Origin of the sequence: Halomonas sp. BN3-1 (genome assembly GCF_003056325.1) — a bacterium.
Lineage (GTDB): Bacteria > Pseudomonadota > Gammaproteobacteria > Pseudomonadales > Halomonadaceae > Halomonas > Halomonas litopenaei.
In genome coordinates, this window is sequence record NZ_PYVV01000004.1 from 326671 (window position 1) to 349453 (window position 22783).

The 22783-nt window shown below is 61.3% G+C and carries 16 protein-coding genes and 1 tRNA gene; 3 read left to right on the forward strand and 14 right to left on the reverse strand.

Annotated features, from left to right (window positions below):
* Positions 1 to 28: 28 nt before the first annotated feature.
* Together queA and C9F12_RS08160 are read right to left on the reverse strand one after the other, a co-directional pair.
* Positions 29 to 1057 (reverse strand): tRNA preQ1(34) S-adenosylmethionine ribosyltransferase-isomerase QueA, encoded by a 1029-nt coding sequence (gene queA, locus C9F12_RS08155; RefSeq protein ID WP_108448526.1) that lies wholly within the window; start codon positions 1055 to 1057, stop codon positions 29 to 31.
* A 186-nt stretch (positions 1058 to 1243) separates the two neighbouring features.
* Entirely contained in the window at positions 1244 to 2698 is a 1455-nt protein-coding gene (locus C9F12_RS08160; RefSeq protein ID WP_108448527.1) for a DASS family sodium-coupled anion symporter, read from the reverse strand.
* A 344-nt stretch (positions 2699 to 3042) separates the two neighbouring features.
* Here C9F12_RS08160 and C9F12_RS08165 point away from each other — a divergent pair.
* Positions 3043 to 3129 (forward strand) — tRNA-Leu (locus C9F12_RS08165).
* Positions 3130 to 3546: 417 nt separating this feature from the next.
* Here C9F12_RS08165 and C9F12_RS08170 read toward each other — a convergent pair.
* From C9F12_RS08170 to C9F12_RS08220, 10 genes are all read right to left on the reverse strand, one after another.
* A complete protein-coding gene (locus C9F12_RS08170) occupies positions 3547 to 4236 on the reverse strand; it encodes an NYN domain-containing protein (protein ID WP_108448528.1) in 690 nt (229 codons plus the stop codon).
* Between the two features lie 1246 nt (positions 4237 to 5482).
* A complete protein-coding gene (locus tag C9F12_RS08175; RefSeq protein WP_108448529.1) occupies positions 5483 to 6184 on the reverse strand; it encodes a SprT family zinc-dependent metalloprotease in 702 nt (233 codons plus the stop codon).
* On the reverse strand, positions 6181 to 9561 hold the full coding sequence (locus tag C9F12_RS08180) for a type I restriction endonuclease subunit R (RefSeq protein WP_108448530.1): 3381 nt from the start codon (positions 9559 to 9561) through the stop codon (positions 6181 to 6183). The genes C9F12_RS08175 and C9F12_RS08180 overlap by 4 nt, the downstream gene beginning before the upstream one ends.
* 3 nt (positions 9562 to 9564) lie before the next feature.
* Positions 9565 to 10752, reverse strand: a complete 1188-nt coding sequence (locus C9F12_RS08185; RefSeq protein ID WP_045992768.1) for a hypothetical protein — start codon at positions 10750 to 10752, stop codon at positions 9565 to 9567.
* 169 nt (positions 10753 to 10921) lie between these two features.
* Positions 10922 to 11104, reverse strand: coding sequence for a hypothetical protein (locus C9F12_RS08190; RefSeq protein ID WP_045992769.1), 183 nt, complete (start codon positions 11102 to 11104; stop codon positions 10922 to 10924).
* Between the two features lie 461 nt (positions 11105 to 11565).
* Positions 11566 to 12492 carry a hypothetical protein gene (locus tag C9F12_RS08200; RefSeq protein WP_045992770.1) on the reverse strand — a complete coding sequence of 309 codons (927 nt, stop codon included), beginning with the start codon at positions 12490 to 12492 and terminating at the stop codon, positions 11566 to 11568.
* Positions 12489 to 13073 carry a hypothetical protein gene (locus C9F12_RS08205; RefSeq protein WP_108448531.1) on the reverse strand — a complete coding sequence of 195 codons (585 nt, stop codon included), beginning with the start codon at positions 13071 to 13073 and terminating at the stop codon, positions 12489 to 12491. Before C9F12_RS08205 ends, C9F12_RS08200 begins: the two co-directional genes overlap by 4 nt.
* Entirely contained in the window at positions 13073 to 13255 is a 183-nt protein-coding gene (locus C9F12_RS08210; protein ID WP_045992771.1) for a hypothetical protein, read from the reverse strand. Before C9F12_RS08210 ends, C9F12_RS08205 begins: the two co-directional genes overlap by 1 nt.
* 57 nt (positions 13256 to 13312) lie before the next feature.
* Entirely contained in the window at positions 13313 to 14650 is a 1338-nt protein-coding gene (locus C9F12_RS08215; RefSeq protein ID WP_108448532.1) for a restriction endonuclease subunit S, read from the reverse strand.
* Complete coding sequence (locus C9F12_RS08220) at positions 14643 to 17084, reverse strand: class I SAM-dependent DNA methyltransferase (RefSeq protein ID WP_108448533.1); 2442 nt, start codon at positions 17082 to 17084, stop codon at positions 14643 to 14645. Before C9F12_RS08220 ends, C9F12_RS08215 begins: the two co-directional genes overlap by 8 nt.
* Before the next feature lie 36 nt (positions 17085 to 17120).
* On the opposite strand from C9F12_RS08220, the gene C9F12_RS08225 reads away from it, so the two are divergent.
* Entirely contained in the window at positions 17121 to 18899 is a 1779-nt protein-coding gene (locus C9F12_RS08225; RefSeq protein WP_205254646.1) for an amidohydrolase, read from the forward strand.
* 129 nt (positions 18900 to 19028) lie between these two features.
* Here the strand turns inward: C9F12_RS08225 and C9F12_RS08230 are convergent, their stop codons facing one another.
* Complete coding sequence (locus C9F12_RS08230; RefSeq protein ID WP_045992774.1) at positions 19029 to 19634, reverse strand: hypothetical protein; 606 nt, start codon at positions 19632 to 19634, stop codon at positions 19029 to 19031.
* A 369-nt stretch (positions 19635 to 20003) separates the two neighbouring features.
* Between C9F12_RS08230 and C9F12_RS08235 the strand changes: the two genes are divergently transcribed.
* The gene (locus C9F12_RS08235; protein ID WP_108448534.1) at positions 20004 to 21707 is read left to right on the forward strand and encodes a dihydroxyacetone kinase family protein; all 1704 of its coding nucleotides are present in this window, start codon (positions 20004 to 20006) and stop codon (positions 21705 to 21707) included.
* Positions 21708 to 21757: 50 nt separating this feature from the next.
* Here C9F12_RS08235 and C9F12_RS08240 read toward each other — a convergent pair whose 3' ends face one another.
* Positions 21758 to 22363 (reverse strand): exopolysaccharide biosynthesis protein, encoded by a 606-nt coding sequence (locus C9F12_RS08240; protein ID WP_108448535.1) that lies wholly within the window; start codon positions 22361 to 22363, stop codon positions 21758 to 21760.
* Between the last annotated feature and the right edge of the window lie 420 nt (positions 22364 to 22783).

Consider the following 22783-nt stretch of genomic DNA (forward strand, 5'->3'; position numbering starts at 1 on the left):
CCGAGCAGCCACCGCCTGGCAAATAGGGTCAGCGTACCGGCGTCAGCAGCATGGCGTCGCCGTAGCTGAAGAAGGCGTAGCGTTCCTTTACCGCCTCGCGGTAGGCCTTCATCACGGTGTCGTAGCCGGAGAAGGAAGACACCAGCATCAGCAAGGTCGATTCCGGCAGATGGAAGTTGGTGATCAGGGCGTCCACGCAGCGCCACTCGTAGCCCGGGTAGATAAAGATGTCGGTGTCGCCGGAGAAGGGCGTGATCTCGCCCGACTGGCTGGCGGTCTCCAGGCAGCGCACGCTGGTGGTGCCGACGGCGATGACCTTGTTGCCGCGAGCCTTGGCCGCGCGTACCTGGGCACAGGCTTCGTCACCCACCTCGATCCATTCACTGTGCATGTGGTGCTCGTGGATATTGTCGACGCGCACCGGCTGGAAGGTACCGGCGCCCACGTGCAGGGTCACGTAGGCGGACTCGACGCCCCGCTCGGCCAGCCGCTCGAGCAGCGGCTCGTCGAAGTGCAGCCCGGCGGTCGGCGCGGCCACCGCCCCGTCGCGCCGGGCGTAGACGGTCTGGTAGCGCTCGCGGTCGGACAGCTCGTCGTCGCGGGTGATGTACGGCGGCAGCGGCATATGGCCGTGGCGCTCCAGCAGCGCGATCATCGGGGTATCGCCGAGAAAGCGCAGCTCGAACAGGGCGTCGCGGCGGCCTTCGACCACCGCCTGGATGCCGCCCTCGAAGTGAAGCTCGGTGCCGGGCTTGGGCGACTTGCTCGAGCGCAGATGGACCAGCCCCCGATGGGCGTCCAGCGGCCGTTCGAGCAGCATTTCCACCTTGCCGCCGCTGGCCTTGTGGCCGTGCAGGCGGGCGGGGATCACGCGGGTGTCGTTGAACACCAGCAGGTCGCCGGGCTCGAGCAATTGCTCGAGGTCCGGAAAGCGGCGGTGGTCGAGGTGTCCGCTGGCGCCATCGACGCACAGCAGGCGGCAGTCGCTGCGAACGTCGGACGGGTAACGGGCGATCAGCTCTTCAGGGAGCTCGAAATGAAAGTCGGCGCGCTGCATGGGAATTCGCAAGTCGTCAGGCGGGATGAAGGATGCCAAAGGCGCACAAGGATACCGTTTCCTGACCGCCACGTCAGGAAACGGCGTCGATCTTCTGTCACGACCACGCCATGGGCGTCAGCCCGTGTCGGCCATCCGCGAAGCGGGCAGCGCAGTCGGGTCGACGACCAGGGGCCATCGGGGTGGCTACCACAGCAGCAGGATCAGGCCGTAGGCCATCAGCGTCACCACCACTGTACTGATCAGGTTGAGGGCAAAGCCGGCACGAATCATCGACTGGATCTTCATGTGACCGGTGCCGAAGACGATGGCGTTGGGCGGTGTGGCCACCGGCATCATGAAGGCGCAGCTGGCGGCGATGGCGGCCGGCACGGTGATCAGCATCACCGGCAGATCCAGCGACAGCGCCAGGGCGCCGAGCAGCGGCAGGAAGGCCGCCGCGGTGGCGGTGTTGGAGGTCACCTCGGTGAGGAAGATGATGACCAGCACCACGCCGCCGATGATCGCCAGCACCGGCAGGGCACCGAGGATCGACAGCTGGTTGGCGATCCACTCGGCCAGCCCCGACTTGCTGATTGCGCCGGCCAGCGCCAGGCCGCCGCCGAACAGCAGAAGGATGCCCCAGGGCAGCTTCACCGCGTCTTCCCACACCATCAGCGCCTCGCCGGAACGACGGCCGGAAGGAATCAGGAACAGCGCCATGCCGGCGACGATGGCGATGGTGGTGTCGGACAACCAGGAGGCGCCCATGTCATTGAGCAGCGGGCGCAGGATCCACAGCGCCGCCGCGGCCAGAAACAGCAGGCCGACACGGCGTTCGGCGGCACTCATCGGGCCCATCTCGGCGAGCTGGTCCTTGATCAGGTTGTCGCTGTCACCCTTGCCGACCTTCAGCGAGAAGCCGCCGCGGGACAGCCACCACCAGGTCAGCGACATCATCACCACACTGATCGGTACCCCGACCAGCATCCACTGGGCGAAGCCCAGGTCGATACCGCGGTCATCGGCAAGATAACCCGCCAGCAGAGCGTTGGGCGGCGTGCCGATCAATGTGGCCACGCCACCGATGCTGGCCGAATAGGCGATGCCCAGCAGCAGCGCGGTGGCAAAGCGGCGCAGCTCATCAGGGTCGGAATCCTCGAGCAGGCTCAGCACCGAGATGCCGATGGGCAGCATCATGATCGAGGTGGCGGTGTTGGACACCCACATGCTGAGAAAACCGGTGGCGATCATGAACCCGGCGATCTGGCGCTTGGGCTCGCTGCCGACGACCTTCAACACGTGCAGGGCGATACGCTTGTGCAGGTTCCAGGTCTGCATCGCGATACCGAGCAGGAAACCGCCAAGGAACAGATAGATGATCGGATTGGCGTAGCTGGCCGCGACCTCCTTGATGCTGCCGATGCCCACCGCCGGGGCCAGGACCAGGGGGATCAGCGAGGTCACCGGGATCGGGATCGCCTCGGTGGACCACCAGCTGGCCATCAGCAGTGCCATGCCGACGCAGCCCCAGGCGGCCTGTGACATGTCGCCGGGCGGGGGCAGCACCAGGGTGGCGATCAACAACAGCGGACCCAGCACCAGCCCGATGCGGCTGGCGATGGACGGATGGGGAACGGCTTCATTGCGAGTGTCAGCCATGGGCGACTCCATTCTGGGCTGGACGCGGGTCTCGTTGACCAGGGGCTTGGTTGACCTGGGGCAGGCGGAGCGCAGTCTACCAAGGTCTAACCCGAGCGGGCGAGCGTCAAGATATGGAGGAATGACCCACCTGCCGCCAGGGTGCCGAAACCGACGGCCGGTGGGGCTTTGGCTGACAACGGCCGAGGCCGATCCCAGGTCGGTGCTCGGCCGGATGCGGTGGGTGCCGCGCCCGACAGGGGCGGGAGTCGCCTCGACAACGGCGCCATCGGCCCCGACAGGCGCCACCGAGCGGCTCAGGGGAATTGACCTCTGGCGCCACCCACGTATAATCCTCGCCCGTTGCCGGTGTGGCGGAATTGGTAGACGCAGCGGATTCAAAATCCGCCGCTGGAAACAGTGTGTCGGTTCGAGTCCGACCACCGGCACCATTCCCAATGCAGTTCGTGTATTTCCTCCTTACGCTCGTTTTCCCCTATCTGCAGTTCCCTAGTTTCAGAGCCTGAACGCATGTCGCGATGGACGTCATGAGTCCATGCAACCGACTAAAGCCGACCAGTGGTTTGTGGCATCGAGATTTCGTCGAGTCGCATTGCTGTCGCTTGCCTCAGTGACCATGCTTTTTCTGGTTGGGGAAATGTCATTGAGTCCGGGGTATGACCGAAAGTCTTTCCTGCTGGATCGAGTCGAAAGTTGCTTTTTTTGAAGCGAAAAGGTGTCGGCAATTGGTTGTGGTGTACTGAACTTTTTGATGTGGTCATGAACTGAACGCCAGGATTCGTGGGTTCATTCAAACCGTCCTTCCCTAAGACGATCGCTAGCAAGTGCCACTTGAGATTTACTTATGGCTACTTTGGTTTGTTGGCTGAAGTTGGTCTAGGACAGGTGGTCCGTAGACCATCAATATGTTCATGAAGACCAGAAGGTATTTGCTGCCACATAGGGTCTAGAACGAAATCGATTCCTTCTCTGCGCGCTATCTTGGCTGCGGGGACGAAGTCCGCGTCACCAGCGATCAGCACTATCTGGTCGACCTGTTTCTTCAGGGTCAGGGAGGTCACGTCGACACCGATTCGCATATCAACGCCTTTCTGCCGTATGTCGATCTGAACATCGTCCTCGTCGATGTCATCGAACTTGATTTTCCCCTTCAGAAGCTCACGGATGACCTGTGGCTTGATGGTCCACTGGGCATCGTCCGATAGATGGCCAAGTCGCACCGCGAGCTTTCGCTTGCCGAGGAGTTCGGCGTGCAGTTCGGAGCGGAAGATTGCCTCATCGGTCTTCGAGAAATCGATCGCCATCTTGGTAATCGGATTGTGCATCTTCTTGGTCAAGGGAGGACAGTCGTAGTAGAAGATGCGATAGAGGTCGCGGCGAGGTCGCTTGGCCTTGCCGCCATTGCCGTCATGCAGGTGACTGACAGCCCAGCGGTGCAGGCAGTCAGCCGCCCGTTTCGCATCGTAGGCGTTCGCGGGCTCTATCCGGCGGAAGCGCTTGATGAAGTAGGCGCCGTCCACGAGTATCGCTGTTGGCACGTTCCGTTCTCCAGAAACAAAAACGCCCCAGGGCTCGGCTCATCCCGGGATGTATGGGATGGCTTACTGCCAGGGGCGTGGATGCCCGAATCATAGGATCGGGAGTGGTGAGTGTCAAGATCGCCTGAGCCGCGCCCTAGGCGTGTGGCGGCTCTGTCCGTAGTGGGTTAGAACTCGCCAGCTTGGCCGGAGCCTGGCCGACGAGCAACCTCCCGAGAGCATAGTGCTTTCAGGGGGGGCGACCTCAGAGAGTCAGCAGCATGAGACGATCCAGAGCTATCCGGGGACTTCACCCAGATCCAGGTCGGCTTGCCCAGCCTCCTCTACGTCCGCTTGCCGTTGCAGGTGCGGTAGCTTCTCCTGCCACTCTCGCAGGCTCGCTTACTTTGCGGCGTTCGAGCTCGAGGGGCTCTGTCCCGGTCGAATGCATCAGCATCTCCTACTGGAGTTGCAGCGCACGTGCACGGGAGGCGAGGGAGCGCTCGGCGATCCTGTTCGGGCAGCTCCGGGTTCGAGCAGTCGTCCCCGCGAGACTGTTTACAGTTAGGGTTACCTCCTCCCACCAGCACGCTGCAGCTGAGGGATATTGAAAGGCCCTCTCTTTACTGAGGTTGGGCCTTTCTTCGTTGTGTCCTTGTCCAAAGACCTGGTTCTCGCCTGTGCATTTCTTTCGCAGAACACAAGATACGGCAGCTTCCAAGACACAAGGCACAACATAGAGCTCTTTTCTGGCCCCATCAAGTGGATAACTCTGTGGATAGCTTGTGGCAGTCCGGGGACAAATCGCTTGGATAGCGATCTTCATCTAGGACATAGCTATACAGGTGATCGTAGCGATGCAGCCTTGTGGCTAAGATGTCCTAGTTCGCTACCCAATCAGGAGTGACACTTTAGTAAAATCTGTTTCTCTGGATTTCTTATAACCTATTTATTTTGTTAAAAATAATCCGCTGGAAACAGTGTGTCGGTTCGAGTCCGACCACCGGCACCATTCCCATCAAGTGCGTATCTCTCCCTTCTCGTGGCGTAGTATCTGCCAGTACCTAAGCGCGTTTGTGTAACGTGGCTGAATCATGTCCGACGTTGCCTGCACTGCGTCCGCAGTTCCCGTCAGGTTTCTCGTCTTTCCTTGCTGCCAAAGTCCCGATCGGGGCGCCGAAGCTGAGTCCAGCCGAGCCCATCATCGCTGACCCCGTTCCGCCGTCGCTGACACGGTGCGTATGCGGTTCAAGCTGTTGGCCTGGCTCTACACCCCCTCCACCTCGATACCGTGACGGGCGAGCCAACCCTTGCGCTGTTCATAGTCCGGCATGGCGCGTTCGAGGCGTCGCCAGAAGGCCTGCGTGTGGTGGGGCTCTCGTAGGTGGACCAATTCGTGCACGACCACGTACTCGGCGATATGGCGTGGCAGCAGGATGGTCTTCCAGTGAAAGTAGACCCGATTGCCCTTGCCGCAGGACCCCCAGCGGTAGCCCAGATCCTGCACCGTCACGCCGGCCGGCTCCACGCCCATCCGCCGAGCGTGCTCCTTCACCTTGGCAAGGAGCCAGGCGGTGGCGCGGGTGGTGTACCAGCGGATAAAGTGCTCGCGGGCGTCGGGCAGCGCATCCTGGCGTAGCTGAAAACGCCCGTTGACGAGCTTGAGAGGGGCGCTCTGGGCGTCCGTGGCCACCCGCTTGAGTCGGTAGCTTCGACCCAGGTACAGAAAGCCCTCGCCGTTGACGTATTCCTTCTGCGGCAGCCGGCGGCGCTGCTCCGCCTTCTGCGCCAACTTGCGGTAGATCCACAACCGCTTCTCGATCACGAAGTCGCGCAGCAGACGTTCATCGGTGCCGCTGGGCGCCGCAATGACCAGCTCGCCGTCGCGGTCCACGGTGATCTCCAGCGTCTTGCGGCGCGAACTCTCGCGCACCTCGAAGGTGAGATCGTCCACGGCCAGCTGCGTCATGCGTGTTCCAGCTTATGGTGGTTGCTGCGCGCCAGGTCGAAGAGCCGCTCGGCCGTGGCTTCGGCCTGATCCATCGAAACGAGGCTTCCCATCATCAGCTGACTGAACAGGTGCTGTTTGAGGCGCTCCTGGTCCGGGACATGGGAGGGCTTCCAGAAGTCGGGGATGGCGATCTCCTGCTGGATCGTGGCGACGATTTCCTCGGTGGCGTCGAGCAGTGTCTGGGCGGTGGAAGCGTTCACCTTTGCTACCTCCAGGCCAGCACTGGCGACCAACTCGCGCCAGAAGGGTTCGGCGTAGGCGGGCATCTCGGGGATCGCCTCACCATCGACGCTGGCGCCGTCACGCAGTTGCTGGATCAGCGTCTTGAGTGCCTCCACCTGCTCGGCCCACTGGCCATCGAGCTGGTCGAGCAGCTGCTCCAGGCGCTCGCTGAGGCGGCCGTATTTCACCGGGTCCTCGTCCAGATGCTTGCGCACGTGGGAGCGCACCGCGTGCTCCATCTCCGAGGCCTTGGCACGGTCGCCCACCTGGCGATTGAGGTGCTCGTCGAACTCGGCGTCGGTGAGCTGAACCGGCGGGATGCGGGGGTCGATGCCGAGCGAGATTACGTAGTCGTCGATCAGTTTTCGCACCTTGTTGCCGATGTCGCGGCCAAGCTCCGGGGTGTCCTTGTAGCGGTTGCGCGCCAGGGCGTGGATATAGGCGAGGCGCTTGGCGTCGTTGACGAACTCGAGTCCCTCAGGGCGTGGCAGCACCTCATCCAGGCCGCGATTGAACTCCTTGAGCTTGACCATGAACTCGGCGCGCACCCGCTCATCGGCCAGCGCCTGTAGCGCTTCCTCGACGTCGTCCAGGTCATCCACGCCCTGGGTCCGTAGCACGTCGATCACCCGCAGATGACGGTCGCGCAGCAGCGGGATCTCGTCCTTGAGACTCTGCAGGGCGCCCTCGATGTCTTCTTCGCTGTAGGCGGCCAGCGCTTCCTTGAGGTGATTGGCCACGCCGAAGTAGTCCACCACAATGCCGTGGGTCTTGCCGAAACCGGTCCGATTGACGCGAGCGATGGCCTGCAGCAGCTCCGCCTCTCGCAGTGAGCGATCCAGGTACATCACGCCCTCAATGGGGGCGTCAAAGCCGGTCAACAGCATGCTTTTTACGATCAGGAAAGCCAGTGAATCATGCTTGGCGGGGTCCTTGGGCGCTTCACCCGTGAGCGGTGGCAGCGGCTTCTTGAAGCGCTTGATGTGGTTCTCGACGGCGGTGCGATCGCTCCATCTGGCCCAGGCCGAGTCATCGTTGTTGCCGCTACTGAAGACCACGGCGAACTCCAGCTCTCGCAGCACCTGGCGGTAGCGCCAGGCCTGGATCGCGGCCTTGACTCGCAAGGGCCGGCTCAAGAGTTGGGTATCGTCCAGCGCCTTGTCCTCGGGAGAAAGCGCCATGGCTTCCTCAAGAAGCTCAACCTTGGCCCGCTCGAGAGCCTCGAAGTAGCGCAGCGCCGCCCGGCGACTGTAGGCCACCAGTTGGGCCTTGTAGCCGTTGGGCAGGATGTGGGTGACGTAGTGGCGCAGGATGTCCCTTGCCTTCTCCAGGACCAGTTGAGGTGCCTCGAAGATCTGTCCCTTGGTGGCGTACTTCTTCTTGATCGCCTCCAGCTCTTCCTTGCTATGGGCGCGGAACAAGTCTTCGAACAGGCCGTCAAGGCTGGCGCCGTCCTTGATTGCCCCTTTGGCGGTGCGTCCTTCGTAGAGGATAGGTACCGTGGCACCGTCCTGCTCCGCCTCCTTGATGGTGTAGCGGTCGATGTACTCGCCGAAGATGTCGTGGGTGCGCTTCTTGTCGCCCATGATGATGGGCGTGCCGGTGAAGCCGATGCGTGCGGCGTTGGGCAGGGCGCGCATCATATTGGCGTGCAGGTCGCCGGCCTGGGTGCGGTGGGCTTCGTCCACTAGGATCAGGATGTCCTCGCTGGTATTGAGTACCTCGAAGGGCTCGCTGAGGGAGGGTTTCCTCGGGGCGCCGACGCTCGTCGAGGCCTCCCGTTCGGCGGCATCTTGCCGACCGCTGTCCAGCCCTGGTGAGGCGCAGGTGTAGACCTTAGAGGGCTGTTCATCCTCGCCATCGGGTTCGTCGTCCGAGTCCCGGTACTTCTGGATGGTGCCAAACACCAGGCCCGGGCCGTCGCGTGCCAGCAGCTTCTGGAGCCGGGCGGTGTTGCCGGCCTTGTCGACGCTCTCGCCGGTGAGTTCCGCCGTCTCGGACAGTTGCTTCTGCAGGTCCTTGCGATCGGTGATTACCACCACCTTGAAGCGGCGCAGCATCGGGTCAGTGCGCAGCTTGCGCACCAGAAAGACCATGGAGAGGCTCTTGCCGCTGCCCTGAGTGTGCCAGACAATGCCGCCGCGGCGGTCGGATTCACCGTCCTGGCGGCGCGTCTTGCCATGTTTTAGTCGCTCCACGGCGCGGGTCATGCCGCGAAACTGCTGATAGCGGCACACCAGTTTGATTTCCTGCCCACCCACCTGCATGAACAGGGTGTAGTGACGCACGATATCGAGCAGGCTGGCCTTGGTCAGCATACCGGCAACCAGGCGCTGCTGAGCGGAGAGATCCGCCACCCCGAGATCGATGGCCACCTCCGCCTCGCGCTGTGGCGTCACCGTCTTCCAGCTCAGATAGTGGGTGAAGCGGGCGCCAATGGTGCCCACCCGCGCCTCATCGAAGTTGCTGGCGACCAGAAACTGGCTGGTGGCGAACAGCGCCGGTGCCCCCTCGTGCTCCTCGACTTCATTTTCCACAAAACGCTGGTCGTGATAGCGGCGCAGCTGGTCTACCGCCTGGCTGAGCCCCTCCGGTACGGTGCGGCTCTTGCATTCCACCACCACCAGCGGGATGCCGTTGACGAACAGCACCAGGTCCGGGATCACGTGCCCCTTGGCCGAGTCGTGGCCGGGCGGGCACTTCACCTTGAACTGATTGACCACGGTGAAGACGTTGTTGAGGGGCTCGTCCCAGTCGATCACGTGCAGGGTCTGGCCTCGGCCACCGTCCCAGTCCTCGAGTCCCTCGACGGCCAGGCCGTTCAGCAGCAGCTCGGTTCCAAGCTTGTTGGCCTCCAGCACCTTGCTGGCCGGTAGGCGGGTGATCGCTGCGACTGCCTGATCCAGACGCGCCTCGTCGAGCCAAGGCTCGCCATTGCGCAGATTGATTCTCCGCAGGCGCTCACGCAGCACTGGCTCCATGACCACCTGGGCGAAGCTTTCGCGGTGGGTGACGGCCGGATCATCCAGCGATCCGACCAGGTGCTGCCAACCCTGGCTCACCAGTTGGTCGATGAAGGGCTTCTCTACGTCCGTGTATTCGGGTCCTGCCATGCGTTACCCCTGTTTGACCATCGCCTTCAGCCGTGGGCGGAAGGCGTTGACGAAGTGGTTGAGCTGCTGCGCCAGCCAGGCACGGCACTCGTTGTCGTTGGTGAATTCGCCAAGTCGTGCGTAACAGGCGAAACCGAGCCGCTCAGGGTCATCCTGAAGGCGTTCCTGGGTGCCGCCAGGCAGTTCGGCGAGGATCTGTGCGCGCTCTTCGTTCAGCGTATCGAGTATTTCCGGAAGCTCTGACTTCTTTCCTGCGAGGAACACGCCGCAGATGTCCTCTCCCATGGAGCGATAGGCGGTGAGCCAGAGGCCTGGGTGGGGAAGAGGAACGCGGATATGGTTGCGGGGGCGATAGACCGGAGGCTCCTGCTCGGGATCATCGAAGCTTAAGCGGGTGAGGGACTCCCACCAGGTGCGCTCATCGGTCACCGAAGCAGATTCGCTGCCACTCTCGGCCCCGTCGTCGTCGGTGATGTCACGCAGCACGCGGCTGTCGCCAGTCTGGACATGAACGAAGGTTCGCTCGATGGTTTCCGTCTTGGCGACCACACGAGGCTGTATCGCCAAGCCCTGGTCGCCGAACTCGTAAAGCGCCACCTCGACGAGCCCGAAGCTGAAGCCCAGTGCAGCGTTGCGGGTGATCAGTTCGGCCATGCCGCTGATGCCTTCGCGGATGCCGTCACCGGCGATCAGCAGCAGGAAGCGTCCCTCGCGCAGGGCGCGGGCGGTGGCGTCCACGAAGGCGGCTTCGTCCAGGTCTGGCTTGAGCTCCCGGGCGGCCTCGAAGGGCGCATTGCCCTTGAGGCCGCTCGCCGCCGCGACCCGACGTTGCAGGTCGGCGTAGCTCCACTGGGACACGGCCCGGGCGTAGTCGAGGATCTGGGCGATCACCTTGCGCCGCGCCTCCGGGTTGCGCCACAGCTTGCACTCCACCAGCGTCAGCCTGCCACAAGGGCTGATAAAGACGGCGTCCACCGGGCCTGCCTCGGTCGAGAGTTCGGTACACAGCGGCACCAGCGGGGCGAAGGAGGGGTCCACCTCCTCAATCGGCAACAGGTCCGGGTGGCTGGCGAGAAGGTCACGCAGCCAGGCCTCGTTGCGGCCATCGGTGAAGCCTAGTGGTGCCCGCCGAGCCGTGGTGAAGGCGCTGTTCTCGTCCTGTCTGAAAAGGATATTGCCGTAGGTCGGCATAGACCGGTCCGTTGTCGTTATGGGTTCGTCAGCGCCTTGGCTTCGATCGCCGCAGCGGATCGAGGTGACCATATCGGTAGTCTGCCGCTGGCGTGACGCCTGGCCCTGGTGCGCGAGACAGCCGTTCATTCAGAGGCATTGATTCGATTTGAACGAGCCGCCAGGGTGGCTAGGCCAAGGCCCGGGTCGGGTGTGCCATACCGGTAAGCCGCTCCAGCGCCAGCGCTATCAGACCATCGGAGAACAGGCGCAGCTTGCGCTGGCCGGCCACATCGTCGGGCCAGTGTTGCAGACCTTCCTTGATCGCCTCTACGTCGGCCTCGATCAGATTGCCACGGGTGTATTCAATCATTGGAAGAACCAGTTGGGTCGTGTCACCACCTTCAGCGGAAGCTTGAGTGCCGCTACCTGAGCTTCTACGGCGTCTCGCACGTCATCAGTATACGTGCCAATGCCAAGCAGTGCCGAGGCCGGCAGGTGGTGATGCACCAAGGCTTCGGCCTGGTAGCGCTCAGTCTTCTCCGGATCCTCCGGGTCTCGACGGAAGTCCTGCGCCTGCAGCAGCGGCCATGGCACGAACTCGGCAAGATCATCTAGCCGGTTGCTGAAGCGGGCCAGCGGTAGATAGGCGTCGAACTCGGGTGACCCACTAGCCGATCGGTTAAGGGCTTTTCGACATCCGTGTACTCAGGACCTGTCATTGTTGCAGCTCCAAGGCGATTAGCGTTCCCTGATGGTAGGCAATCCGGTGCCCCTCGGGAAACAAGCTGCGACTGGATGGGTGGAGTGGCAAGCCGAGCACTGACGGCATTCTCAGTCCAATGTCTGATGAGATGACCAGGCAGGTAGCTCTAGCAGCTTATAGCGTGGCCGACCACGTCCAGCCTGGGTCACCAGCATCTTAGCCTCGACCTTTTCACCGCGATGGTCGTTGATGATATCTGGACTTTCTACGCCGGGGCCAATTTTCGCTGTCAGCCATTCTTTGTTGCCTTCGATCTGGAATTCGCAGCTGCCCTTATGAGGCAGGGCGCCTCCAAATTTAACCGATATAACTTTTTCGTTTTCAGAAAGGTACTCTGTGCTTAGTCTCTCGAGACTTCGCTTGACTTGACTCGCATCCTTGAAGCGGAATGATTTCTTAGCGTGCATTAAAGTGCAAACGGCTTCATTGTCATTTAGCACGCTTACAAAGCTGCGAATCTTGTCAAGAGCACGCTGGTCCATGTCAGCAGCGGCTTCCGCTAGTTGCTCATCATCGACTCCGACACTGCCATCTAGTAGGCTTCGAGTTGCCTCTAGTGCTAGTGCAACTGTACTGTCTTCGTCTAACTCAAGTTGGGTCGTTGATTCCTCGAGTTGAAAACCGAAAGATCCTCGTGCGGTGCCGGTGATCATCATTTGATACTGCTGACGGTTAGGCACCGGCCCAGTAGGCGCTAAGGTTGCATGAAGAGAGGCACCTACAGCGGTGATTGCTTCGGAAAATGCAGCCAGCGCTTTGGTTGCAAAATCAGCAAGAACCCCTTCCGAGCCTGCTACTGGTCGTCCATTGAATGTCAGAACGGCCTTGGTTAACTCTCGCTCCGGTAGGGTAGTCTCTGCCAATAGCTCAGCAACCTCTTCCAGGCGGATCTCCAAACTGGCCCTATCTAGAACGCGATCTTCAGGGATCTTGTCTAGCATCGCCTGGAGTGCATTTCGTTCAGCCTGCAATGCCACATATTCTTGATGGTTCATGCAGTGACTCCCGGATACTTCATTTCTTCAAGCGCGTGCCTTGCGCGCGAATCTGGCGATAGGGGTAGTTGGACAAATCCTTTCCAAGTGCTATTTCTACGGTGAGACCACATGCTGTACCAGTAAGACGTTTGTGCGACAAGGTCGGCAGGAGAAAGTGCAAGGGATACCAGATAAGCATCCACTTGATACTTGCGCTTGATAGCGAGCTTCGTGCTTCTGGTCAGACCGATAATCTCATCATAACGATCTTTGATCTGTAGTTGAGATATGGTTCCAGGAAACTCTATAAAACTGACTACATCAATATCATTAGGTGAGCGGCTTTCCAGTGCCTCAACGTGCTCCAGATAGCTACCATCCAGCCACTGAAAGCCTTGTGTCAGTCCCGCATCGTGTAGGCCTTGCCTGTAATTCAGGAAGCCATCGAGTATTTCGATGCGTTCCTTGGATGTGCCGAAGCGTTGGACAAGATCAATGAGCGAAACCGCATAGGGAGAGCGGGACGGAGATGTCGGACTGCCGGCATCCACGGGAGGCAGGACGCCCTCTGTGGTCCAATCAGGAATCGATACTGTCATCAGTTAGCTTCCCTGCAGTCTTGCGTAAGTTGTGTCCTTTCCATTTTAGTTGTCTGATTGGCCCTACGCCATGCATTACCCCACACCCAACAGCGCTGGAAGTCGGGGAGCTGGATCTTTCCGGTGATGATTTCCTTGAGCAGATCGGGAAGCGAGCGCTTGGTGCTGTCGAAGGTGGTCATGGCAGTTCCCTGGGCGGTGTCGTCCTGGTGTTGTGATGTTGTGGCAAGCGCCCCGGTCTATGCCGGGGTGGTGGCCTGGACCTGTTCCAGTAGCGGCGTAACGCGGACGCGGCCGGTCAGGAGGTCGTCCATGAGGCCTTGTTTTTTTGATTTCAGCTTATCTAACTCTTCTTTTTGGGTTGACAAAAGATTGAGAGACTTATTGATCCTCTGGGAAATGATTTTTTGCTCTCCAAGGGGAGGGCAAGAAACAATGATTTGCTTCAGGCTTGTAGTGTTTACCCTTTGTAGGGTCACACCTTGCGTCCATTTTCGACTCTGCTTGGCAAAAATATCAGAGTTCATAAACAACATTAGGTAGTTGTTGGTGGCTAAATTTTTATTAGGCCTTAAACGGAAGCAGTCTGCCTTGTTAATTGCTTTAGGTAGACCGGATGGATATAGACATGCTCTCCCAGCGGGGTGCGTGCCATCGCCTAAAGAAGCAACTAATAAATCTCCTGGGTTGACTGTGTTCTTCGATAATAATGCTGCATGATCATTTTTAATAAAGGCGCAGTCGCTGTCGTCATAGTCAAAAGGGGTGATGTTTTGTAACCTGATGACTCGAATTCCAGGGACGGTGATATAATGCTCTGTTTTTAGATTTGACCCAAACGGACCATCGACGATAGAAGAAGACAAGTGACCAATTGTCTTGATTTTCCACTCCCTCGGAATCAACCCCAGAGGCGATTCCTGATAAAGCTCCGGCGCTTGCTCGGGGCTGGGGCGTAGCCGTCCATTTTCGTCGATGCCTCGGGTCAGCAGGTCGTGGAGCAGGCCCTCCTTGACCTTCTCCAGCTTGGCGATCAGCGCCTCGGTCTTCTGGATCTGGGTGTCGAGGGTGTCGAGGATATGGACGATGAGTTTTTGCTCATTTTGAGCGACAGGAGCATAGATCTTTGCATCAAGGTAATCCTGAAATTTCAGGTTGATAATGCCCGTAGTTTGCTGCTGGAACTGCAGAATATCTGGCTGCCGATAAAATCGAAGCAAAGCCCAATGGAGAAATCTGGGCTCTACACCACTAGCCGGACGGAGGGCTTTATAGAAGTTCGAGGTGAGAAAAGGTAGTTCACCACCCTCATTAAAAAAGAATGCGACTCGCCCCACTGGCTTCTCTGGGCTACCGCCAGAGGCCTCCAGCATGATGTCGCCTCGCTGTAAGCGCTTCGTCTGGACAATGGCTGGCGAAATCTTCCTCAGAGCACCCTGACCATTGATTCGTCCGTCAGAATCAATATCTGTCGCCCGAAGCACACGTGCATTACCCGGTGAGGGAGGCGCCCCCCACTCACCCGCATAGCTGGTCTCCAGAAGGTCTCGGATTCGCCGATAGGTCCACTCAGACATACCCCAGCCCCTCCAGATACTGCTTAAGCTCCTTGGCGGCGGTGTCGCGCTCGGCCTCGATATCGGCCAACGTCACCCGGTACTTGTCCCACCAGGTCTCGAAGGCAGAAATCACCTGCTGGCGCTGCTGACGGATATAGCGCTCGAGGATGCCTTTGAGGTCGTTGTGCAAGATGCTGCCCACCAGCGCGGCGGCGGTGGGCTCGTTCAGGGCGTCCACGGCCTGGTTCAGGCGCGTCTCGAAGTTCGCAACCTTGGCCTTGTGTTGCTTGCGCACCTGGGTGCGCTCGCTCTTCCAGGCCTTGATCTCGGCCGGGGTGGGGGCGTCGTCGTCCTCGCTTGATGCCGCTTCGTCGCCGTCGTCGCCGCTGTCGCTTCCATCGGGCTTGGCCTCGGCGGCCTTGATGCGGGCGTCCAGCTCGGCCTTGCGGGCGGCGAGTTGCTCCAGCTCGGTGACGTAGTCCTCCAAGAGAAAGTGCACCAGGCGGTGATCCAGCGGATTGGCCTTGCTCTGCTCATCCTCCAAGAGGCTACTGATGCTGGTGCGCCAGGCATCCACCACGCCGAGGCAGCCACGGGCCTGGAGGGTGCGGAACTCGTTCTTGTTGTCGAACCAGAAGCCGGCGATGATGCCGCGCACCGAGAAACGGTCGAGCATGGCGGTGGGTTCCAGGGCGGCGGTAAAGCTGCCCAGCAGTTCGTCGCGCAGTTGCGTCAGCCGCCCGCCTTCGGCGGAGAGGTGGGTGATGCTATCGCCGTGTTCGGCCCACCAGGTCTCGAAGGCGGCGATCACGCTGGCTTCCTTGGCCTTCAGGCCCTCGTTTCGCTCGATGGCAGGCTTGAGGTCGCGCTTCTCTTTGTAACGCTCGGCGAAGTCCACATAGTCGGGGTCAGGCTTTTCACAAGAGCCGCGCGGTATAAAGAGCGCCATGGGGTCCAGGCCCTGGGCGTCGAACAGCGCGCGCTTGGCGTCGATCTCCTTGACCGGTACACCGCCCTCGAGGTGGGCGCGCACATCCTGGGGCTCCGGCGGCGGGGTGTTGTCGGCGTAGCGGCGGATATTGAGGTTGTAGTCATTGTCGCGCAGCTCCTCGAGCGGCACGATTCGAGCGAAGCCGGGCACCTCGGAGAACGCCTCGAAGGTGCTGGCGATCTTCTCGATATGCTCCGGCAGCAGGTGGTTCTGGGCGCGGCCCTCGTGATATTCCCTATCGGCATTGATAAACAGTACCCGGCCCTTGCGCTCCTCGGGCTTGGCACCCTTGGCACGCAGTACCAGGATGCTGGCGGGGATACCGGTGCCGTAGAACAGGTTGGGTGCCAGGCCGATCACCGCTTCTATCAGGTCGTCCTCGAGTAGGCCGGCGCGGATGCGCTTTTCGTCACCGCCGCGAAACAGCACGCCATGAGGCATGACGGTGGCCAGCATGCCGTCGGCCTTGAGGCAGGCGACCATATGCTGCAGGAACATCAGGTCGGCCTTCTTGGCGCCCTCCGGCACGCTGCCGTAGTGGAAGCGCTCGGGGAAGTGCTGGCTCGGCGTATAGCCGATGGAGAAGGGCGGGTTGGTCAGGATGCGGTCGAAGCGCACCAGTTCGCCACCCTCGACGTGCTGCGGGTCGGTCAGGGTGTCGTCGTTGCGCAGGTCGGCGCTGCCGATGCCGTGCAGCAGCATGTTCATCTTGGCGATGGCCCAGACCGAACCGGAGGCCTCCTGGCCGAACAGGTTGAGTCGGCGTGGGTCGCCGCCCTGTTCCTCCAGGTACTCCTTGGACAGAATCAGCATACCGCCCGAGCCCATGCAGGGATCGTAGACGCTGTGATCCTCCTGGGGATTCATCAGCCGCACCATCATGCGTACCACGGTACGTGGGGTGTAGAACTCGCCGCCCTTCTTGCCGGCGGAGTCGGCGAAGTCGCGGATCAGGTACTCGTAGGCGGCACCCAGCAGGTCGGGAAACTCGAAGTCCTCGTTGCGCAGCCGGTACTCGCTGAAGTGGGTGATCAGGTCGCGCAGCTTCTTGTCCGGCAGGGTGGTAGACCCTACCTTGCGGGTAAAGTCGATATGCTCCAGTACCCCGGCAAGGCTGGGGTTATGCTCCTCCAGACCGGCCAGCGCCTTGTTCAGCGCGTTGCCGACACCCTGGTGGGCTTCCTTGAGAAGAAACGACCAGCGGGCCTGCTCGGGGACGTAGAAGGTGGCCTTGTACCAGCTGGGCATGTCGATGACGTGGGCAATGTCGATATCGCTCTTGCCAGCGTGCTTGAGCTGCTCCCGGACTTCCTCCTGACGCTGCTCGAACACGTCCGAGCAGCGCTTGAGGAACAGCATGCCAAAGATGTATTCCTTGAACTCAGAGGCGTCCATGCGCCCACGCAGGATGTCGGCGGCCTTGAACAGGTGCCGTTCCAGCTGGTTGAGGGTGAGGATCATGTACTGCGATTCCCTGTCTGATGAGCCGACGGCCTTGTGCCGCCGTGTCGATGGGGGCTATCTCATCAAATTTGGCAGCGGAAGGCTATGCCAGTCTGTTGGATGTCTGGTGAAACTCTGCGGCGGCTCAGAAAGCGCTATGCCGTCGTCAACAACCCGATGCCTCGGACTGGCCGTGCAGACGGCAGGGTTGGCAGTGAAATCGCCCCGCTATGCACTGGACCGTCCGACGGATCGTCCAAGCCCGGGTCAGCGCATCGTGAGGGGCAGTCGTTTCATGATGCCAACGGCTACGGTTTCGATGCCTATCGCCAGTTGGTGAGCTTTACCACCCTTGTCGTGGAGGATGGCAAGGTGGTGGCACGAGGCGATGAGCAACTGCTATCGCAGTACCCTGAACCACAGGCAACGATCGATGCGGGAGGCCGCACGCTGTTGCCTGGCCTGATCGACGCCCACGGACATCTGATGGGGCTCGGCTATAGCCTGCTCGAGGTCGAGCTGCGTGGCCTGGCGTCGGCCGAGCAGAGCGCGAATGCAGTCGCCGACTTCGCCGCGGCAAATCCTGATCTGGAATGGATACGCGGCAGGGGATGGAATCAGGTGCTGTGGGACGGCAAGGCATTTCCCACCGCACAAGTGCTCGATGAAGTGATTGCCGATCGCCCCGTGGTGCTGAGTCGAGTGGATGGGCATGCGATCTGGGTCAACAGCAAGGCTATGGAAATGGCAGGCGTGGATGGCGAGACCCAGGCACCGGAAGGGGGCGAGATCATTCGTGATGATGCCGGCACACCGACCGGCGTTTTCATCGACAATGCCGAGTTGCTTATAACCGACAAGATTCCCCCGCGCAGTGCACAGGAAATGGCCAAGGCCTTCGATACCGCTGTGGCACATCTGCAGGAGCTTGGCATCACCGGAATGCACGATGCCGGCGCCAGCGCCGCTGAGCTTGAGATGTACCACTCCAGGGCCGATGCAGGTGAGTTGGGGGTGCGTATCTACCCGATGGTGTCTTCTAGCGACCCGAAGCTTGACGAGATACTCGCGCAGGGCATCCACGACGACCCCGACGACTGGCTGGATATTCGCAGCGTCAAGATCTATGCAGATGGCGCCCTCGGCAGCAGAGGAGCGGCGCTGCTGGCACCCTACAGTGATAGACCCGATTCCAGCGGACTGATGATCCAGAATCAGGATGTCCTGCAGGCGCTGGTCGATCAGGTCAGCAGCCAGGGATTCCAGGCCAATATGCACGCGATAGGCGACCGGGCCAATCGTGTCGCTCTGGACGTTTATGCGCCTAGCCTGGAGCAGGATCCCCAGCGGCGTGAGCTTCGCCATCGCATCGAGCATGCGCAGGTGGTGAGCGTCGATGATATACCGCGATTTACGGAACTTGGCGTCATTCCCTCGATGCAGCCCACCCATGCGACCAGCGACAAGAACATGGCCGGCGACCGGCTAGGCCAGGAGCGTCTTGCCGGTGCCTACGCCTGGCGCTTTTTCATGGACAGCGGTAGTCGTGTCGCCGCGGGGTCCGACTTTCCGGTCGAGCCTGCCAACCCTTTTTACGGCTTGCACGCCGCCGTGACTCGGGAAGACCGCGACGACCAGCCCGAAGGAGGCTGGCTGCCCGGGCAGAAGCTCACCGTGGCCGAAGCCCTGCGCGGCTTTACCGTCGATGCGGCCTACGCGGCGCACCAGGAGGGTAGCCTGGGTGGCTTGATGCCGGCCAGTGGGCGGACTTTGTGCTGGTGGATACCGATATTCTGCGTGCCGATCCGGCTGAGCTCTGGCAAACACAGGTGAGTGAAACCTGGATTGCTGGAGAGCGAGTGTTTGTGCGGGACCAATAGGCCGAAAGGTGCCCTACAAGGCTTGGAGCAAGGCCGATATGCAGAGGTTGTGGCGAAGGGGGGAGGGCGCCTGTTTACTCGTTCACGATGGCTCGATTTCAGTCTGACTCAGGGCGGTGATGGCGGTCTCGGCCAGGCCCACCAGCGATGAAATGTCCAGCAGCGAGGAGTGATGATACTCGGCGAGGCCGGGCTGGGTCCGCCAGTAGCGGGAGTCCTGTCCATCGATCTCCCACCCTGGCGGAATGTCCTGGACATCCCGCGGTTCGATGCTGAACGCGGCCACCAGCCCTTCGCCCTGATGCCAGCTCAGCAAGGTGGTCAGTGGCTGGCCGTTGTCGCGATTGATAAAGCACCGAAACAACCCTTGGGTCCAGACGTTCTGGGGGCTCGGTTGCTGTTCCGGGGCGAGTTCTCCGATGGAGAGCTCGCGCCAGATGGTGCCCTTGATCAATGGCTTCCAGATGCGCTTCGACGCCTTCAGCAGGATTTCCAGATAATCGTTGCGGATCTGATGCGCCAGAATCAGCGTATTGCAGTGGTTGATGAGTTCGTCCCACTGCATGCCGACCGCCAGGTGCTCCAGCTCATGGGCGAGCAGGGCGTCCACGGCGTGTCGTGTGGAAGGGTGTTGCAGGTAGTCGTGAAGCGGGTCGGACAGTTTCAGGTCATGGCGAGAGGTTTTCATATCGGTCCCTGCTGGGAAGAGGGACGGAATGCCACCTCTTGCCCCCGAAAAGCGATGCGACGGCGTCCATGCCGTCGCTGACTTGTCACTCGACCAATCCTTGGTCGGCAGGATCAGAATAGCCCCCTTGGACGGCTGTGCCTTTGACCAGGATCAGGTGGCCATGAGCATGGTTGTGCGATAGCGCTACTTTGCTGTTTTTTGGGCACAACTGGTCCAGTGTGGCGGAAAAAACTGTGGCCAGCTCTTCGCTTCAGCTCACCGTGGCCGTGCGTGAAGCGCGGGGCGATGCTCGTGCGCCGGCTTTACAAGGGTTCGAGGCTCATCCATGTTGCCATTCTGAATCCACCGTCGGGCAGGAGGCTCATCATGAAGAAGCTGATCAACGATCCCAGAGGCAGCGTTCGCGAGATGCTGGAAGGCATGGTGGCCCTTCATCCTGGGCTTGCGCTGATGGATGAAGAAAACGTGGTCATCGACGCTAGCTTGCCTGAAGACCCTGAGCGTCGGCCGGTGGCGGTGATATCCGGCGGCGGCAGCGGACACGAGCCTGCCCACGCTGGCTACGTCGGGCGCGGCATGTTGACGGCCGCCGTGGCGGGAGACGTTTTTACCTCACCGAGCGTCGATGCCGTGCTGGCGGCGATCCTTGCCTGCGCCGGTCCACGTGGGGCCCTGCTGGTGGTAAAGAACTATACCGGGGATCGTCTCAACTTCCGCCTTGCCGCTGAACTGGCAAGGGTCCGGGGGATTCCAGTGGAGGTGGTGATGGTCGCCGATGACGTGGCGCTGCGCGATTCACTACCCCGGGAGCAGAGTCGTGGTGTGGCCGGTACGGTACTGGTGCACAAGATCGCCGGTGCCGCTGTGGCCCGTGGTCTACCCCTCGAGGAGGTCGCCGCGCTGGCTCGGGGAGCGGCCGAATCGGTGGCGACCATGGGCATTTCCTTGGGGGCCTGCACGGTGCCGGCGGTCGGCCGGCCGGGGTTCGAACTCGGTGATGACGAGATCGAGTTCGGCTTGGGCATCCATGGCGAGAAAGGGGTTCGCAAGTCGGCCATGCTGCCGGCGGATACCATCGTCGATAGCATGCTGGAATCTCTGAGCCAGGCGTTGTCGGTGAAGGGGTGTCGCCTGGGTGTGCTGGTCAATGGTCTCGGCGGCACACCGCCGATGGAGCTTGCCATCGTGGCGCGACGGGCCTTGACCAGGCTGCGTGAGCTGGGGGCCGAGCCGGTGCTGGGGTGGTGCGGCAACTTCATGACGGCGTTGGAAATGCCGGGGTGCTCGCTGTCGTTGATGGTGCTCGACGAAGCCCGCGAGGACTTGCTCACGTCGCCGACCGAGGTACGCATCTGGCCAGGCAGTGCCGAAGTGGCAGCAGAGGTGAAGAGTGTGACTGCCAGCGTGCTTGATGAGCCGCAGCCGGGCGCCGACGAGGCTGGACCACCCTGCGAGCGACTTCAGCGAGCGGTGGCGGCGGTGGCGAGCGTCATGGTGGCCAGCGAGGAACGCTTGACCGAGCTCGACAGTGCCGCCGGCGACGGCGACCTGGGGGCCAGCATGGTGCGCGCGGCCCAGGCGCTGCGCAAGCTGCCGGACAGCGCTTTTGGTTCGCCTGCCGACTGCCTGGCCAGAGCCGGGGAGGCCCTGAGGCGAGCGATTGGAGGAAGCTCAGGTCCCTTCTACGCCTTTGCCCTGCTGCGTGCGTCGCAGGCATTGCCGAGCGAAGGGGAGGTCGCGGCACAGGATTGGGCAAGAGCGCTCAAGGCCGCCGGCGACGCTATCGCCGAGATCGGAGGTGCTGCTCCTGGGGATCGCACCATGCTGGATGCTCTGATGCCGGCCAGCCAGGCCTTCGAGGCCGCGCTGGCAGAGGGATTGGACGGATCCCAGGCCTTTGCTCGGGCGGTCGAGGCGGCCTGGCGCGGCGTCGAGGCTTCGGCCCACATGCATCCACGCTTTGGTCGCGCGGCCTACCTCGGCGATCGGGTGATGGGCGTGCCCGACGGTGGCGCCGAGGCGGTGGCAAAATGGCTCGAGGCCATCGACCGCTCCTGCGGCCAGCGTTAGAGCACGATCGGTTCGACTCAGGCTGAGAAAGGCAGAAGCGTTGGCCAAGCTTAGAGCGCCACCAGCACCACCCAGGCGGTCGATAGGGTGAAGAGATAGCCCAGCAGCGCCATCAGGCCGTCTCGCGCCAGCAGGGCCAGGCCGAACATGGTCTGAGCCGCGCCGGCGAGCGTGGCACTGAATGGAATCAGCTCCATCGGTGGGGTGGCGAGCGCAATGGCCAGACAGGCCAGGCCGATGGGGTAACGGGCGATCTGACCGGTGAATACAGTCAGCCTCGGTTTCAACAACCGATCGATCCAGGCGGCCGGCTTGCGCAGCCAGCCGATGGTTCGCTCGACCTTGTCGGTCTCCACCTCACGCCGCGCCAGCCAGGCCGGCAGCCAGACACTCTTTTTTCCGGCCAACAATTGTGCTGCAGCAAGCACGACTAGCAGCGCCATCATGGTGGGCACACCGGGGATATCACCGATCAGCGGAGTGAGCGTGACCAGGCCTGCGACCAGCAGGATGGGGGCAAAGCTGCGCCGGCCGACGGCGTTGATGACCTCAGCCAGACTCAGGCAGCGCTTGTCCTGGCTGGCGGCCTGTAGTTGGTCGAGCAGTTCGGTCAAGGATTCTGGAGAGGACTCTGAAGCGGTGGAACTCGTCGGCATGGGGCCTCGGGCGTGGGTAAAGCGACGTAGTATGGGGGCTGGAAAAGCCGCCTGTCCATGCCGTGAACCCAGCGCGCTCGTCGCCTCCGGAGGCAGGCGGCGGTGTAGAGGCAGGCTTGCCAGGCCTGTCACATCGGTCGTCAACTGCGTCCGCGCTTGTCGATGCGACGGCGACAGAACGGTGTCCAGGCAAGGGGCGAGGCGGGTGCGAGTTTAATATAAGTAGTTTCTTATTTTTAGAAGTTGTCGTATGCTGAAACTGATACGAGTCCTTCCCTATATCGGGGAGGGCTTTAATGAGATGGTCAGCCTGACCTCGAAGCCCAGCAGGCTATGCTTGCTGGGCTTCTTCTTTTCAGAGGACCACGCTCATGACCGCTCCCGCCATCATCGGTATCGACCTGGGCAAACGCAGCTTCC

Bases quoted from the DNA above. Each gene is read 5' to 3' on its own strand.
- C9F12_RS08160 (WP_108448527.1), bottom strand. From the start codon at position 2,698: ATGGCTGACACTCGCAATGAAGCCGTTCCCCATCCGTCCATCGCCAGC.
- C9F12_RS08230 (WP_045992774.1), bottom strand. From the start codon at position 19,634: ATGAAAACCTCTCGCCATGACCTGAAACTGTCCGACCCGCTTCACGAC.
- C9F12_RS08185 (WP_045992768.1), bottom strand. From the start codon at position 10,752: ATGCCGACCTACGGCAATATCCTTTTCAGACAGGACGAGAACAGCGCC.
- C9F12_RS08175 (WP_108448529.1), bottom strand. From the start codon at position 6,184: ATGACGCAGCTGGCCGTGGACGATCTCACCTTCGAGGTGCGCGAGAGT.
- C9F12_RS08240 (WP_108448535.1), bottom strand. From the start codon at position 22,363: ATGCCGACGAGTTCCACCGCTTCAGAGTCCTCTCCAGAATCCTTGACC.
- C9F12_RS08205 (WP_108448531.1), bottom strand. From the start codon at position 13,073: ATGACAGTATCGATTCCTGATTGGACCACAGAGGGCGTCCTGCCTCCC.
- queA (WP_108448526.1), bottom strand. From the start codon at position 1,057: ATGCAGCGCGCCGACTTTCATTTCGAGCTCCCTGAAGAGCTGATCGCC.
- C9F12_RS08215 (WP_108448532.1), bottom strand. From the start codon at position 14,650: ATGTCTGAGTGGACCTATCGGCGAATCCGAGACCTTCTGGAGACCAGC.
- C9F12_RS08190 (WP_045992769.1), bottom strand. From the start codon at position 11,104: ATGATTGAATACACCCGTGGCAATCTGATCGAGGCCGACGTAGAGGCG.
- C9F12_RS08210 (WP_045992771.1), bottom strand. From the start codon at position 13,255: ATGACCACCTTCGACAGCACCAAGCGCTCGCTTCCCGATCTGCTCAAG.
- C9F12_RS08235 (WP_108448534.1), top strand. From the start codon at position 20,004: ATGAAGAAGCTGATCAACGATCCCAGAGGCAGCGTTCGCGAGATGCTG.
- C9F12_RS08220 (WP_108448533.1), bottom strand. From the start codon at position 17,084: ATGATCCTCACCCTCAACCAGCTGGAACGGCACCTGTTCAAGGCCGCC.
- C9F12_RS08180 (WP_108448530.1), bottom strand. From the start codon at position 9,561: ATGGCAGGACCCGAATACACGGACGTAGAGAAGCCCTTCATCGACCAA.
- C9F12_RS08200 (WP_045992770.1), bottom strand. From the start codon at position 12,492: ATGAACCATCAAGAATATGTGGCATTGCAGGCTGAACGAAATGCACTC.